This is a genomic window from Candidatus Blochmanniella pennsylvanica str. BPEN, assembly GCF_000011745.1.
GTDB classification, from domain to species: domain Bacteria; phylum Pseudomonadota; class Gammaproteobacteria; order Enterobacterales; family Enterobacteriaceae; genus Blochmanniella; species Blochmanniella pennsylvanica.
Map to the genome: position 1 here is coordinate 735,323 of NC_007292.1, position 16,640 is coordinate 751,962.

Here is a 16,640-nt window from a genome sequence, read left to right on the forward strand (position 1 = left end):
TTACTGCTCCAACATAGCATCATTTGAAGAACCAGGTGGAACTAATGGCCAAACGTTTTCATGTTCATTAATCAGCGCATGTAATAAAAAAGGTCCTGTGTGCGTAAATAACATATTAATTGCGTCTAAAATTTGAGATGTATAAGTAATACATATTCCATGAATATCAAACGCTTTAGCCAAAACAAGAAAGTTGGGATTATCTGTTAATGTAGTTTCACTGTAACGTTTATTGAAAAATAATTGTTGCCATTGACGCACCATTCCTAAACGCTGGTTATCTAACAAAACAATTTTAATAGGCAAATTTTTACGTTTAATAGTAGCGAGTTCTTGTATGTTCATCATAAATGAACCATCACCAGAAATACATATCACCATATGATTGGGTCGACCAATTTGAGCCCCAATAGCTGCGGGCGTGCCAAACCCCATGGTTCCCAGCCCTCCAGAAGTAATAAAATTCTCTGGACGACTGAATTGCATGTGTTGAGCAGCCCACATTTGATGTTGCCCAACATCTGTAGTAACCACAGTATCGTAAGGAGCATTTTCACTGATTGTTCGTAATAAAGTTGGAGCATAAATCTTATCATCAGATGATTGATAAGACCAACGGTACTTCAACTTTAAAGATTTTACTTTTTTTCTCCATGGATCAATAGATAAGGATTGTGTTAGAGCAGATAACAAATCGTTTAAATTGCCAGATAAAGAAACATTCGCTAAGCGCAATTTACTAAATTCTGAAGGATCAATATCCACATGAATTACTTTTGCGTGTGGAGCAAAAGTATGTAATCGTCCAGTTACTCTATCATCAAATCGAGCTCCTATCGCAATTAATAAATCAGATTTTTGTACTGCTAAATTAGCTGCTTGATTTCCATGCATGCCTAACATTCCTAGATAACAATCTTCTGTATAATCTGGCGCACCTAGTCCTTTTAACGTAACTACAGTAGGTATTTTGGTTTTAGAAATAAATGTACGTAATGAAGTTACTGCTCCAGCCATACCCACACCTCCGCCTACGTAAAGTATCGGTTGACATGCTTGCAGCATGAGCACTCGAGCTTGTTCTATATCACTTTCAATACTACAAATATCTTTTTTATTAATACAGTAGTTTGAGATTAATTTTCCAGTAGACAATTGAATATCTTTTGGTATATCTATTAACACTGGACCTGGTCTGCCTTCAGAAGCAATAAAAAACGCTTCATCAATAATATCAGGTAGCATATTTAATGAATGTACTAAAAAGCTATGTTTAGTGCAAGCTAAAGATAAACCTAATACATCTATTTCTTGAAATGCATCAGTACCAATAAATTCTAATCCCACTTGTCCAGTAATAGCTACTATAGGGATGGAATCTAATAATGCATCAGCTAATCCAGTGATGAGGTTAGTAGCTCCCGGACCAGAAGTCGCAAAACATACACCAATTTTTCCAGTAGCTCGAGCGTATCCTATAGCAGACATAATTGCACCTTGCTCATGCCTACATAATAAATGCTCTACTTCAGAGTCAAACAATGCATCATATATCGGCATAATTGCTCCACCCGGATAACCAAAAATAATTTCCACACCTTTTTTTCTCAGCGCTTTTATGGTCCACTGAGCTCCGTTCATGTTTTTTTCCTCGTATGATTTTATAAATGAAATAATAATCTAATCAGGCTACTAATGTAAATCAACCGATTTTGAATCAATTGCAAAGTGTATGGACATTACATATTGTTTATTAGATTCAAGTAGATTTGGGATATCAGTAAATATTTGTACGCAAAAATGTTTAAAATAATTTTATTTTTTAAAAATGACTATGTATTGTGTGCTAACTGCATGAAAAATCTTTTTATTTTTAAAATTAAATAATAAAATAATTTTTCTGGTTTAAAATGAAATATTGTTGCTTATATAGAATTTCTTTTATATGGCCTATATATCGTATAATTGTCGATAGTTAACTTTTGAAATAATATTTCATTATATGTTGTATTAAAAACTAACAATAATATTTTAAACCAGTAATTTCGGAGTTTTTATAAGTATACGAATTCAAATAATATTATTATTAATATTATTTATTAAGTTTCTGCGTCTGTTTTATACTAAAACCAATCTTAATCACGTTAAAGGTAAAAATTTTAATTTTCCCAACATTTAAAAAATATCAAACCTTGTTTTATTCTTAATTTTTTAGTAAATACTAAACTAACCATATGGTATACATTTTATTTAATCGTATAGTATAACTTCATTATATTTTTATGTACCACATATAATTAAATTTGGCAATGATGTTTTTAAAATAATATTATTTCTGTGTAATTGCTGATTATGATCATCATCTAATTTTTGTCATTGTTTGTTTTCTGTTATTGAGATAGTAGTTTTTATTTAATGTATGAAGAAAATCAAACCTCTATTTTTTAAATTTGTTTAATAAAATCTATTTATTTAAAGTAGAACAACATGTGAATTTTATTATTATTATACTACATATATTTCTAATATTTAAAATTTTAGATTATCAAATTAGTTTGTTGAGCGAAATTGTAAGTAATAATAATTAACAAAGATTATAGAATGCAAGCAGAATTGCAGTTTATTGAATTATTTATTGGTTTTACACAGTTTAAAAACATGGAATTATAACGTAAATACACGAGTAGATTTAGTTAATATACGTCGCATAAATAATGCGACGTATATTAACTAAATAACATACTTATCCAGTTTTATATGCTCAAATCATATTTGATAGAAAATATTAAAAAATAAAAAAATATAAACATTTTTATATCAAAAAACAATCTGTGATATTGTGTATATTTTTACAGGGGTGAAGAGACTTGAACTCCTAACACCCGGTTTTGGAGACCGACGTTCTACCTATTTGAACTACACCCCTTTTATTTTTGGATAAGCATACGGTGCGGACGGGACTTGAACCCGTGACCCTCGGCGTGACAGGCCGATGTTCTAACCAGCTGAACTACCGCACCATTATAATTTATATGATGATTTTATAGTAATATACTAAACTAACATACTTTAAATTTATTAGAAAATATCGTGTATATACATTTTTATATTCATTTCTATTGTATAGCAAATTATATAATACTCTGTATATACGTTATAATGGAGCTAAGCGGAATCGAACCGCTAACCTTCTGCGTGCAAAACAGACGCTCTCCCAGTTGAGCTATAGCCCCGCATCAACCAATTATACTGTAACAAGTTTCACAGAAACATGCAAATAAAATAATATAATTATAAATTTGATTTTTTTCATAATTAAATAGACTTAAAACAAGATTTACATATATAAAATACAATTGATATTGTATTAATTAATATTAATATTAGTAATACTGATATATTATTAATATAATTGAATAAAAAGATACTTGCATGAAAAGTTCATTTACAGTTTATTTTGAATTTATTATACATTCGTTAGTAATATTCATTTAAAGTTGATAACTAACTGTATCTATGCAGTGTGCATTATACAGACGTTTGCATACAATATTGTGTACTAAAAATAAAACTGCATTTAATAATTCGATAAAAAGCTATAAATTGCTATTAGCGTAAATATGTATTTATTCCATAATAATAATAATTAATTTTTTCAATTACTAATTAAACTAATAAACAATATGTTTTTATTGAAACAAGATGATGTGTTCAATTTATATTGATAATATTTCTAAAGAAAAAAAGTTATAATAAGATTCTAAAATAGATTTTAATTTGATAGCTTTTTCTGTGTTCATAGAACAATAGATTTTATTTGGTCTGTAAGAACAAAAGTCATTCGTAGGACTATTTGTGTTTTTGCGTAGCAAACGAAAGCTATATTTAGCAACTGAATGTCTTGAATCTATTAAGTAGCTATTTGAAGATAATGCAGCAATTAATTCTGTTTTTAATAAAGAAAAATGAGTACATCCAAGTACTATAGTGTCAGGAGGTTGTTTCATGTTTAACCAGGGAGTGAGAATATCGCGAAGAATTGATATTGGTATTTTTTTGCCATGAATTTTAGATTCAGCTAAATTTACTAATTCAGATGTACCTAGTAACATGACCTTATATTTATTGGCGAAACGTTTTATAAGACTCAAAGTATAATCATGATTGACAGTGCGATGTGTTGCTAAGACACCAATAACACCATTTTTAGTCAATTTAGACGCTAATTTAATTGCAGGTATCACCCCAACAATGGGACATAGAAAATGATTCTGTAATATTTTTAATGAAACTACACTGGCAGTATTACAACCAATGATCACAAGATCTAATTGATGTTGTTCTTGCACAGCTTCAATTATAGAAGTTACACGATTTATAATGAAGAATTCTGAATGTTCACCATAAGGAAAAGCTTGATTATCAAAAAAATATAAATAACGTACATGTGGCAATAATTTTCGTATCGCAATATAAATAGATAAGCCGCCTACCCCAGAATCCAATATCAATATTGTTGGTTGCTTGTGTGTATTTTTAAAATAAATCATATATTTTTATTAATTATTTAATTTATACACCATATATACAATTAACATAAATTGAATATATATGTAACGTAATCTATAATTTTTGTTAATATTATTTTTAATATAGAGTATATGTTTTTTGTTCAAAATATTTTCATTTTTATAAATACTATGTTGAGTGTCATCTTGCATATTGTAATGGTAACATTTATAACTATATATTCTTTGGGGTTCTATTTACAAGCGAAAAATATTGTATATAGAATACTATTCTATACATATAGAATATGTATATATATTTGACTGATAACCAATCTAATACAATATTTATTATTTTTTTTGAAAATTTAACTCTTCAATATACATATATTTAAAAGACTCTAAGAAATAAACTTATCATATTTAAATTATGATTTGTGATGGACGTAATCATTTAATTAATTTTGAAATATTATTCATACATTATATTTTGTTATTTTTTATTCCCAAAGTATGACATATTGCATATGTTAAATCTGATCTATTAAGAGTGTAGAAATGAAAATTTCTTACTCCTTCCTTAAGAAGGACTCTGATCATGTCTATTGCTACAAATGTTCCAAGCATTTTCTGTGTTTCCAAGTCATGATCTAATCCATGAAAAATTACATATATCCAATGCGGTATCTTCACTTTAGTAAAAGTGATAAAATGTTGTAATTGACGAAAATTAAAGATAGGCAATATTCCAGGAATAATTTCTATATCAATCCCAACCGACACACAAAGATCTCTAAATCTTAAATATTGTTCTACGTCAAAAAAAAATTGAGTGATTGCACGATTCGCTCCGGCATCTATTTTTTTCTTTAAATTAATTAAATCTGATTGTGCGTTTTTTGCTTCTGGATGTACTTCTGGATAAGCAGCTACTGCTATATCAAAATTTCCAATTTTTTTTAATAAATATACTAAATCTGAAGCATACATAGACGATTGATAGTTTTTTTTTATTTGATCGCCTCTTAATGCAACTATATTATGAATACCATTATTCCAATATTCTTGAGCAATAGTTTGTAATGCTTGAGGAGTTTCGTTAATACATGTTAAATGAGGAGCTGCTATTAATCCAGTACGTTTTTTTATGTCTTTAATTGTTTTATCAGTATAATTTCGTGTTCCAGAATGAGCGCTATATGTTACAGAAACAAAAATAGGATTCAATTTGCTTAATTTGTTTATAGTTTTCCATAATATTTGTTCCATTTCATCGGTACGTGGAGGAAAAAATTCAAATGAAACATTAATATTTCCTTGTAATTCAGCTAAATATTGATTTAATACTGCTTGTTGGGTGGCATGGAACATACTCATGTTTTCCTTCTTGAAGCTATAAAATAAATGCTTATAGACCTATATACATTATATAGACCGTATGCTAGTTTTAAATAAAAATCATCATTACATAAATAATCATTGAGATTAATAATCTAATAATCTATATTATAGGCATTTTAATGAATGTCACTCGTTGATAAAATATTTCGTTTATACATTACATTAGCGCAATAAATTATTATTTTAATGTGTATCGTAGATGAGATTTAGAAAAATAACGTTTCATTAATTAAATATAAATGATTTCTTAAAATATCAACTGTATATGTGAATTTTGTGATTGCTCAATTAATTAACAAAATTTTATAATAAATCGTCCATTATTATTTGTTAAAAATAAGACTGATTAAATATTAATAATGCGTATAATAATAATATGGAGAGACCTTATTGTATTGATGCAAATGCCTGTTCTAAATCAGTAATAAGATCATCGCTATCTTCTAGTCCTACTGAAACACGAAGCAACATATCACTGATTCCAGCGCGTTTTCTAGCATTTTCTGGCATAGCAGCATGCGTCATAGTGGCTGGATGAGCAATTAAACTTTCAACACCCCCGAACGATTCTGCTAATGTAAATAATTTTAATGATCGTAAAAATTGTAGTAAAACATTTTTAGCGCCCTTCAGTTCGAAGCTAAATATTGATCCGAATCCGCTTTGTTGTTTACAAACAATGTTATATCCAGGGTGATTGGGTAATCCTGGATAATATAATGCATTAATTTGGGGTTGTTTTTGACAAAAAGCAATAATTCTTTTAGTATTATTTTGTTGCTGGTAAACACGCGGCATTAAAGTACGCATACCGCGCAACAACTGATAACTATCAAAGGCACTTCCAGTAATACCGAGCGTATTGCCCCACCAAGTTAATTTTTCGGAAATATATGTATCCTTAGATATTACTACTCCTGCTATTAAATCTGAATGTCCATTCAAATACTTACTACAAGAATGTACTACTAAATCTGCACCTAAATTTAATGGATTTTGAAATACTGGAGTCATAAATGTATTATCTACAACATATAAGATACCTTTTTGGAGGTTGCAAAGAGTATGAATATCTACTATTCGGAGCATAGGATTACTTGGGGTTTCTATAAAAATTAATTTAGGTTTATATGCTAATGATTTTAATAAAATCTGTGTATCATTTTGATCAATAAATAATACTTTGCACGCACCTTTTTTGTTTAACGCATCCAATAATCGATAAGTACCTCCATAGCAATCATAAGGTGCTATTAATAAATCGTTTGGTTCAAGCAAAGCAGAACATATTAAATAAATAGCAGACATTCCGCTACTTGTCATAATCGCATTTTTTCCATATTCTAAATCTGATAAAGTTTGTTGAGTTACATCACGAGTAGGATTTTTACGCCGTGAATAATCATAAGAACGAGGCTGATTTAATCCAAAAAAATTATAAGTAGTTGAAAGAGTAATAGGAGGTACGACACATCCATGTTGCTCATCACTATTTAAACCACTTCTAACGCTAATTGTAGATTTTTTTATATTCATAATAATAACTAAACTGCCCTATATTTCTACAAACACCGGTACGTTATAAGTATAGAAATTTTTATGTGTACGAAAATATTTTTACTGACCAGATTTAATATAGTTTTATCCAAACATAATTATATTACATATAGATTTTCTGGTAACAATTAAAATCTACGCGTATATTGCTTCCAATCACTTCACACCCATAAAATTTAATAAACTCATATTTATTTTCTATTCAAGTATAGCACAGATGGTTGTGACGTTACATAACGTCCTTACGTAAATAATTCTATATTTACTTTTTATTTAATTTTTTGTCAATCGGTAAAAAATCAGCATTAATAGAAAGATTAAAGCGTTTGTTAAAAATATTTACACGCCCACGTGTATCTAGTATACGTTGTGTACCTGTATAAAATGGATGACACAAATGACACACATCTATATTTAAGTTTCGATTTAAAGTAGATTTAGTATTAATAATATTTCCACACGAACAATATGCAGATATTTCATTGTATTTTGGATGCACATTTTTCTTCATAATGTATTTTGATACCAGCTAAATATTCATGTTTCTGATAAATTGATATTTTATCATAATAAAAATAAATTATAAATTTATTTTATAGCGCTTAATAACATTATATGTTTATACGTTCATGCACAATCAAATATTTCTATTCATTACAATTAATATTTTATATTTGATCTATTTAAATACATAGTTCATGCTAAATTTTATACAAAATTCATAATATTTATTGCATGTATTTACAAATGTATATGTAGATACTATTAACGACAAAAAGTAATTTATGATTTATTGTTATTATATATTAGCAATAGCTAAATAAAATTCTTACTGATGTATAGTTGAAATAAAAAATTTGCTATATCTTATACATCGACATGGATTCTGATAACAACTCAAACTATTTTTTTGATGTTTATAACTACATAATAATCTATGGATATTGTATATGCAACCACATAAGTGAATATACTTATACTTATAAACGTTTAACACCTTAATCCCATCAAATAATACAAATATTTACTTTGTATAATAAATTTTGATAGAATAATAACTATTGAATTTTTAAAACTGAACATAAGATACGAACAAATAACCATTTATGCGCATATATAAATATGCCAAATAAAATATACGATACTTGCAATTGCATTCTTTTCATAAATATAACATATGGAATTGTACGATAACAGATATTTTTATCTAATTAATACACAATCTTACGTGTTTTCAAGAAGCATGTAGTTGATTATATAGTTACAGCAATGAGTTGTATGAAGTGTTTAAAGTATTTTTAATCGCTTAAAGTAAATTATTATATTTAATAAACTAAATTTATAGATAGTATGTAACATACTTGTATTCAAGGGTAATCCAGAGTGCTTATTTTTATTTATGACCGTAAGTTTGATTAAAAAACCATACATCTTATGTATTTGTTGATATAACATAGTTATATACGATCTTTATAGTGGTAAAAATTAAAAAATTATAATTAAAATATATTTTCTAAAGATAATCGAATCATTAAAGTAACATTGACTTAGATAATTTAAATTTTAAATCACTACAGATTAGTTCATATATGTCGTGTACGAATATAATCAAAAAATATTACTACTATATAAATAGTAGTACTATAATAGTCACTCTATTATTTGCAGTATTTAGTTTTATAAATAAAAGATCTTTTACATAGAATGATTTTATAAAAAATTATAACCATTAAAATATCTGATTAAATGTACTATTGTTTTAATATCGTAAAATTACATTCAATCGAATAAGCAATAATTACAGTATTTTTATGTTGTTTTTTTAGATAAAAATTTTTATGTTAGAATCTTGTGTTAATTTTTAAGGGGTAAATAATAACAGATACAAATTTCGATACTGATTCTGATCATACCAATGAAGTTACTTAGTAAAATTAAATATTTGAATATAACTGAATACGGGTAAATTGTATGTCTACATGGGTCACCGGGAAAATTATTGATATAAAAAATTGGACAGATCAGTTGTTTAGTCTTATTGTACGAGCTCCAGTAAATACATTTATTGCTGGTCAATTTACAAAAATAAAGATAAAAATAAATAATATAATCGTACAACGTGCTTATTCATATCTTAATGCTCCGCATAATCCAAATCTAGAATTTTACATAGCTACTGTACTAGAAGGGAAATGTACCCCATTGTTATGTACTTTACGTCCCGGTGATACTCTTATGCTTACTAAAAAAGCGTACGGACGCTTTATACTCAATGAAATTCCAAATTGTAAAAATTTATGGATGTTAGCTAGCGGAACAGGAATTGGTCCATATTTATCAATACTCGAAGATCATGATAAAAGATTGTATCAATTTTCAAATATTGTATTAGTACATGCGGTGAGGTTTTCTAAAAATTTAAATTATTTATCTCAAATAAGAAAATTACAAAAATTTTATAATGGTAAATTACATGTACAAACAATCATAAGTCAAGAAGAATCTTATAGTTCACTTTTTGGACGTATACCTAATTTGATAGAAAATGACTCTTTAGAAAAAGAAGTAGGATTACAATTGGATATTAACAATAGTCACGTGATGTTGTGTGGAAATCCGAAAATGATACAGGATACTAAAGAAATATTAAATAAAAAATACGGAATGCAAGATCATTTACGATATAAACCAGGTCATGTTACTCAAGAACGTTATTGGTAACACATAAATAGTCATAATGTACAGCAATTATAACTGACAGTTATATTACAAAATTATTTATTATTGTACATCTTTATAATATCAACATATGTTGCAATACACAATTGCGTATCTTTTAAGTACATACATTCTAATCGTGTAATACATAGCATTATTTTGTTTAATGTTAATTAATGTTGATTTATGTATCACAAATGGTTGTTATAAAGTAATTTCTGTGGGAGAGATGATGTGAGACGTCTATTGATAATAGGAAACTGGAAATTAAATGGCAATAAAAATACCATAACTAATTTAATTATTACATTAGTTAATACATTTTACAATATTTCTAAATGTAATGTAGCTATAGCTCCGCCCGTAATGTATTTAGATATAACTAAGCGTTATTTATTGAACAGTCGTATTCAGTTATGTGCTCAAAATGTTGATATTCATTTATCTGGCTCGTTTACAGGCGATATTTCAGCAGAAATGTTACAAGATCTTAATGTACGATATGCTCTGATAGGTCATTCTGAACGGAGAATACATCATAAAGAAAATGATGCATATATTGCTAAAAAATTTTTTATATTAAAAAAAGTTGGATTAATTCCTATTTTATGTGTAGGGGAAAATAAAAGAGAATACGATTCTGGATACACACAGTCAGTATGCATTAATCAAATTAACACAATCATTACGTTACTTGGCATAGAAGCATTTAAGAATTCAGTTATTGCTTATGAGCCTATATGGGCTATAGGAAGTGGTGCTAGCGCATCTCCAGAAAATGCGCAATTAGTTCATAAATCAATCCGGGATTATATTGCAAGTTATGATACATCTATAGCCGATAAAATAACGATTCAGTATGGAGGTTCTGTCACACCAGAAAATGTTACTAAATTTTTTGATCAAAAAGATATTGATGGTGTATTAGTAGGAGCCGCTTCTTTAAACGCGAATAGTTTTTCTATGATCGTACAAACTGCTGAAAACCATAAGAAATCATATCCTGCTTAATAATATGCAGACATATCCTATATATAGCATCATATATTATTGATGTAACGATATTAATAGTTCAAAACACTAAATAAGTGATATTTATATAAGCAAAGATAATCTGATTATGTAAAAATAATATTTTTATTTAAGAAACAAGTTATTTATGATGATTTTAAATAACTTAAAATAGTTTTTTGGCTGTTTTCAATAAATCTCGACGGAATGGACGTTGCATATGTTGTATAGCATCATTAATATCATGATGTACCAATTTTTCATTTTGTACCCCAATACAGCGCCCTACATAACCCTTTAATAGCAGATCAATAGAATATGCTCCCATCCGAGATGCTAGAATGCGATCATATGCAACAGGCTTGCCTCCACGTTGGATGTATCCTAAAACTGTAGCACGAGTCTCTCTACCAGTCTTTTCTTCAATGTATCGCGCTAAATAGAATACATTACAAATACGTTCTGTGATAGCTACTATAGCATGTTTTTTCCCTTTAGAAATACCAGATTTAATCTCGTTTACTAGATCTTGTGGGTTAAATTCTACTTCGGGGACTATAATAAATTCACAACCTCCAGCTATTGCTGCTGCCATAGTCAAATCACCGCAACAACGTCCCATTACCTCTACAATAGAAATACGTTGATGCGAAGAAGATGTGTCGCGTAACCTATCAATTGCATCAACAATTGTTTCTAAAGCTGTAAAATAACCGATGGTGTAATCAGTTCCGGCAACATCGTTATCAATAGTCCCAGGCAATCCGATGCAAGGAAATCCTATATCACTCAATCTCTTAGCACCTAAATAAGATCCATCTCCTCCAATTATTATGAGAGCATCGAGACTACGTTGATTAATATTGTTGATAACTATTGTCCTAGTGGCATCTTCCTTAAATTCAGGAAAACGAGCAGAACCAAGAAAAGTTCCTCCACGATTTATTATATCTGAAACACTACGACGACTCAATTGTATCATTCGATCTTGAAATAATCCTAAATAACCGTCATGTATTCCATACACTTCTATTCCTTCAGAAAGACCTGCCCGTACTACGCCGCGAATAGCAGCATTCATTCCTGGAGAATCCCCTCCGCTTGTTAATACTCCTATTTTTTTTATCATAAACATAGAACTCTATTATGTTGTTATGTGCAGCAGACTATAATCATGTTGAAATATAAAATAAATAATAATAAAAATATAATTATTATATAAATATACAAAAATAAAAGGCTGTATCAAATACACATATAACAGTTATATGTGAAATTGTTATTAGTTTTTAATTTATTAGTATTTTTAATTTAATTAAAAATACTAATAAATTCTCTAAATATTGAGCATGGGAGTATTATTTATTTTAATTATTTATATATAATAATATATAGTGTATCACTTGTAGTGAAGTACATTAATTTTATACATATATGATGTTTCCTGGTATTGATATATAATCACATTAGCAAACGATTTTAATTATATGAATTATATCATGAGGATTATCTTACAAGGTATTGCAATATGAAAAGAAAATATATGTTATTGATATAACTGATATATCAAATATACGATTATTTTTAATCTCATATACAATGCATCAAATTACATTGATATATTATGCACAATTAAAATTACATACTAAGCATAATATACCTATATTGTACAGGTATATTAGCAATTTTGTAATCAAAAGTATTGAATATCTTTTATATATTAATTATTACATAAATATACTAACTTTCTAAATTCTCGATATGTACGGTAGTATTATAGATTATATTTATTATCGGTAGTGTAATAAGCAACTATATATATTTTTAAATGTAGCAAGTCTTATTAAGTTATTGTTATTTGTTGATTTTGTTTATAAGTCTAGCGGGTTTTCCTGCGACTGTAGCATGAGGCGGTACAGAGTGTAGTACGACAGAACCAGCTCCAATTTTAGCACCATATCCTACTTCAATATTACCTAAAATAATAGAACCAGCTCCAATCATTACTTTTTGCCTAATTTTAGGATGACGATCACCATTTATTTTGCCAGTTCCACCTAAGGTCACAGATTGCATTATAGATACATTATTTTCTACGACTGATGTTTCTCCGATCACTACACCAGTCGCATGATCTATCATAACACCATATCCGATACTTGCCGCAGGATGAATATCCACATTAAAAATAGTAGAAATATGATTATAAAAATACATAGCTAATTCTTTACGATTATGCTTCCATAACCAATGAGAAATACGATGCGCTTGCAGTGCATGGAATCCTTTTGAATATAAAAAAGGAGTAAAATACTTAGTGACAGATGGATCATTTAAACGTATTGCATAAATATCTTGTGCAGCAGAAGTAATGATATTGTCATCGGATCCGAATATATCTTCTAATATCTTAATGACAGCAATTGTAGATATATCTGTGTTAGTTAATTTTTTAGATAGTATGTAAATTAATGCATCTTTAAAGTTTGTGTGCATTAATAGGGTTGTATATATGAAACTAGTTAATATAGGTTCAGAGTCAATTAACAATCTTGCTTCAATTTTAATGTTACTCCAAACTATTTCTAATATATTTAAAGTCATGCACTTACCTAATCGCCGTAGTATGAATGATAATTGAAATCTATTATTAATTATTTTAAACCATTAATTTTTTCTTCTTTTTGTGTACGTTCCAATAAAGAGTGAGCTGCATCATGAACATTTTTATTTTGATATAGTATTTGATATGTTTGTTCGGTAATGGGCATATCTACTTTGTGTTTAACAGATAACATATATACTTCTTTTATGTTATAGAATCCTTCTATTATTTTCCCAACATTTTTTTGAGCATGATGTATCTCGAAACCCTGTCCCAATAATATTCCAAAGCGACGATTACGTGATTGATTATCAGTGCAAGTTAATATCAAATCTCCTAATCCAGCTAATCCCATGAAAGTGTCTAGTGTCGCTCCAATTGCTATACCTAGGCGAGACATCTCTACTAAACCCCGCGTAATTAATGCTGTCCGGGCATTGGATCCAAACCCTATGCCATCAGAAATACCTGCTCCGATAGCAATAATGTTTTTTACTACTCCAGCTATTTGAATACCAATAGTATCTGTGTTGCTGTATATTCTGAAATTTTTATTACAATGTAGTATATTTTGTAGATCACAACTTAATATAGTATCATTAGAAGCTAGAGTTATTGCCGTGGGCAATCCCATAGCGAGTTCTCTAGCGAAAGTTGGACCAGATATAATTGCAATAGGAATATTTTTTCCTAAAATATCATACGCCACATCTTGTAATAAACGTCCAGTTTTTGGCTCTAAACCTTTAGATGCTATAATAATACGAGTATTGCTCTTTAAATTTGGTTTTAATCGCATCAAAACATGACCAAATACACGACTTGGAACCGCAATCAATAAATTTCGGCAAGTAGATAAAGCTATAGACAACGATTTCTCTAAATACAATGATGGTGGAAAAGCGATACCGGGTAAATAGGCTTGATTGCATCGATTAATTTGGAGTTTTTGAATATGAATTGCATTATGTCCCCATAACAATACGGAATGACCATTTCTAGATAACGCAATAGCTATGGCCGTTCCATAGGAACCTGCTCCAATAATAGTGATGTTAGGATATTTAGGGTATTTAATAGACACAATAATTTAAACTAACTATTTTTTAAAATATTAAATTTTAAGTGTATCATTATATTTCTTTTGTAAGGACTGAATAAACAAAATATCGAAATTAATTGGATCTAAGTTAAGTTGAGGGAAAGTGCCTCTCGACACTTGGTTGCTAACGCATTCGCTGGCATAGGGAAATAAAATCGTCGGGCAATGCACTTTAAGACAACGTATCATTTGTGTCTTGTTTAATCCTGAAACATTAAAAATTCCAGCTTGTTTTACTTGACATAAAAAAGCTGTATCGTCCTCAATTTTTGCAGTAACAGTAACACATAATACCACTTCGTACATATCAATGTGAATATTCTTAGCATCACTATTTAAATCTACCTTAATTTTTGGATTCCAATTTATTTGAAACACTCCAGGAGTGTTCGGAGCTTCAAATGAAATATCTTTGATATAAATTCTTTGTATACGAAATAAAACATTATTACTGTTGCTTTCTAACACAAAAAACATCCTTAGTACATTACAAAATTTAATAAATAATCATAATTTATTAACTGTTTGTATTCATTAAGATTAGATCTAATTTACCCTGATCATTTAAAAGTATCAAATCATCCGACCCCCCAATATGTAGACCATCTATAAAAATCTGCGGAAATGTAGCGCGACCACCAGAACGTTGTCTCATTTCTATACTTAGAGAATCTGATAAATTGCTACAATCTACAGAAATTTCTCTAAAATCTAAAGATTTTTTTTTCAATAATGCTTTAGCCCGCTCACAGTAAGGACAATTTTTTTTTGTATAAATTTCAATATAAGCCATTGTTTATTCTCATTATTTTAATGCTTTATTTTTTAATAGAAGAGGAAAATTATCAGATTTCCAGCCAACTATTCCGCCATGTAGTACATATATTTCTTCAAATTTTAATTTATATAGATACCGTTTAATTGAATGTGCCAACACATTATTATCGTGTACAATAATCAATGGATGCTGTTTAAACCTTTTTAATTGGCAAATATTATTATTTTTAATTTCTTCTATTGAAACATTAATACTATTTGTTATGTGTCCTGCGTGATAGTCATCTTGACTACGAATATCTATTACTATCGCATTTTTTTTATTTATTAGATAAATTGCTGTATCACGTAATATTTCAGAAGACCCAAACAACCAACTATTAATTGTAGTGTACAACACTGCAATTAACAAAAGTACCCATATAATACTGAGTATTATATGGCGTTGTAAAAATATTGTTATTTCCTGGATGCACATAGATTGCAAATTTTCTTGAAAAATAACTCTATATAATATACTAAAATTTATTTATATTCTGAAGTATCATGTAGTTTTTTAATACAGATGGAAAATTATGAATCATTACGATATTACCGTGATAATAAATATATTTTATACTTGATGATATAGTATCAAATAAAAATATAAATATCATGAACAAGTATATATACTAACTATTATATCACAAACACATCATAAGATCATTATATTCTATGTTGAAATAAAAAACTAGTACATTTTTTTGTAAATAATGTTAATAAATAAATATTATTTATGATATATTTTCATCCTGAATAGATACATCAGGCAATAACAAATAATTTTTACATTATGTTTTCTGTAATGATTCTGGAAACAGTGTACTCGAAAATTGTGGATTTACTATATGCATATTGCATATAGTAAATAACTTAAGATAATATATTTTTTCTATTAAATATTAAAACGCTATATTTCATG

Annotated in this window: 13 protein-coding genes and 3 tRNA genes; 2 read left to right on the plus strand and 14 right to left on the minus strand. The window is 28.3% G+C overall.

What is annotated here, in order from left to right; genetic code table 11:
• From ilvG to rpmE, 8 genes are all read right to left on the minus strand, one after another.
• Positions 1-1,641 carry an acetolactate synthase 2 catalytic subunit gene (ilvG, locus tag BPEN_RS03030; protein ID WP_011283126.1) on the minus strand — a complete coding sequence of 547 codons (1,641 nt, stop codon included), beginning with the start codon at positions 1,639-1,641 and terminating at the stop codon, positions 1-3.
• A 1,211-nt stretch (positions 1,642-2,852) separates the two neighbouring features.
• Positions 2,853-2,926: transfer RNA gene (locus tag BPEN_RS03035), tRNA-Trp, on the minus strand.
• Between the two features lie 20 nt (positions 2,927-2,946).
• Positions 2,947-3,020 (minus strand) — tRNA-Asp (locus tag BPEN_RS03040).
• Positions 3,021-3,160: 140 nt separating this feature from the next.
• Positions 3,161-3,233, minus strand: a tRNA-Ala gene (locus tag BPEN_RS03045).
• Positions 3,234-3,716: 483 nt separating this feature from the next.
• Positions 3,717-4,550: a glutamate racemase gene (gene murI, locus BPEN_RS03050; RefSeq protein WP_011283127.1), complete on the minus strand. Its 834-nt coding sequence runs from the start codon at positions 4,548-4,550 to the stop codon at positions 3,717-3,719.
• A gap of 441 nt (positions 4,551-4,991) precedes the next feature.
• On the minus strand, positions 4,992-5,885 hold the full coding sequence (metF, locus tag BPEN_RS03055) for a methylenetetrahydrofolate reductase (protein WP_011283128.1): 894 nt from the start codon (positions 5,883-5,885) through the stop codon (positions 4,992-4,994).
• Between the two features lie 411 nt (positions 5,886-6,296).
• Positions 6,297-7,445: a cystathionine gamma-synthase gene (metB, locus tag BPEN_RS03060; protein WP_011283129.1), complete on the minus strand. Its 1,149-nt coding sequence runs from the start codon at positions 7,443-7,445 to the stop codon at positions 6,297-6,299.
• 283 nt (positions 7,446-7,728) lie between these two features.
• On the minus strand, positions 7,729-7,977 hold the full coding sequence (gene rpmE / locus BPEN_RS03065) for a 50S ribosomal protein L31 (protein WP_011283130.1): 249 nt from the start codon (positions 7,975-7,977) through the stop codon (positions 7,729-7,731).
• A gap of 1,460 nt (positions 7,978-9,437) precedes the next feature.
• Here rpmE and BPEN_RS03070 point away from each other — a divergent pair.
• Positions 9,438-10,187 (plus strand): ferredoxin--NADP(+) reductase, encoded by a 750-nt coding sequence (locus tag BPEN_RS03070; RefSeq protein ID WP_011283131.1) that lies wholly within the window; start codon positions 9,438-9,440, stop codon positions 10,185-10,187.
• Between the two features lie 231 nt (positions 10,188-10,418).
• Positions 10,419-11,195 (plus strand): triose-phosphate isomerase, encoded by a 777-nt coding sequence (gene tpiA / locus BPEN_RS03075; RefSeq protein WP_011283132.1) that lies wholly within the window; start codon positions 10,419-10,421, stop codon positions 11,193-11,195.
• A 166-nt stretch (positions 11,196-11,361) separates the two neighbouring features.
• Here tpiA and pfkA read toward each other — a convergent pair whose 3' ends face one another.
• The 6 genes from pfkA to BPEN_RS03105 all read right to left on the minus strand — a co-directional run bounded on the left by pfkA (position 11,362) and on the right by BPEN_RS03105 (position 16,157).
• The gene (gene pfkA / locus BPEN_RS03080) at positions 11,362-12,324 is read right to left on the minus strand and encodes a 6-phosphofructokinase (protein WP_041567571.1); all 963 of its coding nucleotides are present in this window, start codon (positions 12,322-12,324) and stop codon (positions 11,362-11,364) included.
• Positions 12,325-13,049: 725 nt separating this feature from the next.
• Positions 13,050-13,799 carry a serine O-acetyltransferase gene (gene cysE, locus BPEN_RS03085; protein WP_011283134.1) on the minus strand — a complete coding sequence of 250 codons (750 nt, stop codon included), beginning with the start codon at positions 13,797-13,799 and terminating at the stop codon, positions 13,050-13,052.
• A 50-nt stretch (positions 13,800-13,849) separates the two neighbouring features.
• The gene (gene gpsA / locus BPEN_RS03090; protein ID WP_011283135.1) at positions 13,850-14,884 is read right to left on the minus strand and encodes an NAD(P)H-dependent glycerol-3-phosphate dehydrogenase; all 1,035 of its coding nucleotides are present in this window, start codon (positions 14,882-14,884) and stop codon (positions 13,850-13,852) included.
• 30 nt (positions 14,885-14,914) lie between these two features.
• Entirely contained in the window at positions 14,915-15,370 is a 456-nt protein-coding gene (gene secB, locus BPEN_RS03095) for a protein-export chaperone SecB (RefSeq protein WP_041567544.1), read from the minus strand.
• Positions 15,371-15,419: 49 nt separating this feature from the next.
• Positions 15,420-15,695, minus strand: a complete 276-nt coding sequence (gene grxC, locus BPEN_RS03100) for a glutaredoxin 3 (protein ID WP_011283137.1) — start codon at positions 15,693-15,695, stop codon at positions 15,420-15,422.
• Between the two features lie 12 nt (positions 15,696-15,707).
• Positions 15,708-16,157, minus strand: coding sequence for a rhodanese-like domain-containing protein (locus BPEN_RS03105; protein ID WP_011283138.1), 450 nt, complete (start codon positions 16,155-16,157; stop codon positions 15,708-15,710).
• Positions 16,158-16,640 lie beyond the last annotated feature (483 nt).